The organism is Peribacillus sp. P4_D6 (assembly GCF_056401795.1).
Window position 1 is genome coordinate 1 of sequence record NZ_JBFUIQ010000324.1, and the last position, 1,420, is coordinate 1,420.

Sequence of the window (1,420 nt, forward strand, 5' to 3'; positions counted from 1 at the left end):
GCCTCTGATTTATCAACTTTGGTCAATTTTTCACTCGTAATGATATCGCCATATGCTATTCGTGAGGATAGGCAAGCAAATGRCGGTTTATCCCAGGTTGGCAATCCGGCTTGCTTGGACAATACTCTTATTTCTTCTTTGAATAAATCGGCTTCTAGAAGAGGTCCCCTGATTCCTTTTTCTTTAGCTGCTTTCATGCCTGGACGAAATTCGTTAGCATCATCAGCGATAACTCCATAAATAATATTATTAAATTCATATTCTTCAAGAATAGGAAGCAGGTGGTCAAATAAACTACTTTTACAAAAGTAACAGCGATTCTGATTGTTTTCTTTATATCCAGGAATGGCCAACTCCGAAGTTTGAATGACACGATGGTTTGCACCAATCCATTTTGATAGCATAATGGCTTCTTTCAACTCACTCGATGGATAGGTTTCCGAATCCGCTGTAACGGCTAACACATTCTCATAACCCAGAGTATCAATAGCTACTTTTAGCAAAAACGTGCTGTCCACCCCTCCTGAAAAAGCGACCACAACCGACTCCATTTTTTGAAGAATATCCTGCAGATTTCTGTACTTTTCTAGTAACATATCACTTTTCCCCTTTCTGGTTTAGCTGAATTTATCCTCTGCCCACCAGCATTATCACACCACCCTTGATGGACTACAAAAAAATTGAAAAGGAGGAAATAAAGCAGTCGTACTTTCATTCAAAGCGCTTATTGAAATGATATTCATATAAGCGCTGGACGGCTTTAGCTTTTTTGTACGATAGCCGAGAATTTTTTTGCCGTTTCTGTCAGCCTGGTGTAATCTTCACCTGTAATCAATTTCGCAGGATTGATCAATGAACCGCCTACTCCCGCCGCGATGGCCCCTGCCTTAAAAAATGACGTGAGGTTGTCAAGGTTGACACCGCCAGTTGGCATAAGGGGAATATGAGGGAGCGGTCCTTTAAGATTTTTAAAGTAGCTAACACCTAGTGCATCTGCCGGGAAAACTTTGATAATGTCAGCTCCATGCTCGTAAGCAGTCAATATTTCGGTTGGTGTGAGCGCACCAGGGATGCTAATAACGCCATAGCGCTTCGCCAGTTTAATCGTTTGGACATTGACGGTTGGAGAAAAGATAAATTCAGCCCCTGCCATGATGACCGCACGGGCCGTTTCAGGATCCAATACTGTACCGGCACCCGCTATGATATCATCACCGAACTCCTCTTTCACTTTTTCGATCAAATGGCACACTTTGGGTGTTTCCACTGTTATTTCTAGCGTTCGGATGCCGCCCTCTTTCAGGGCCCGGGCGATTGGTATAATTTGATCGGGGCGTGCACCGCGGATGACGCCGACCAGCTTCCCATGTTTAAGCTCTTCAAGTTTAGTCATTTTTTCCACCTTTCTACCTCGTTACAT

General features: G+C 43.3%; 2 protein-coding genes. Both read right to left on the reverse strand.

The features are described from left to right. Positions 1–596 (reverse strand): ATP-dependent sacrificial sulfur transferase LarE (gene larE / locus AC1DVB_RS27210; RefSeq protein WP_477591944.1); only part of this gene is annotated, 596 nt, incomplete at its 3' end. Positions 597–760: 164 nt separating this feature from the next. Beyond that, a complete protein-coding gene (locus AC1DVB_RS27215) occupies positions 761–1,393 on the reverse strand; it encodes a bifunctional 4-hydroxy-2-oxoglutarate aldolase/2-dehydro-3-deoxy-phosphogluconate aldolase (protein ID WP_477591946.1) in 633 nt (210 codons plus the stop codon). Between the last annotated feature and the right edge of the window lie 27 nt (positions 1,394–1,420).

Excerpts from the sequence above, each read along its gene's own strand:
- AC1DVB_RS27215 (WP_477591946.1), bottom strand. The coding sequence starts at position 1,393 with ATGACTAAACTTGAAGAGCTTAAACATGGGAAGCTGGTCGGCGTCATC.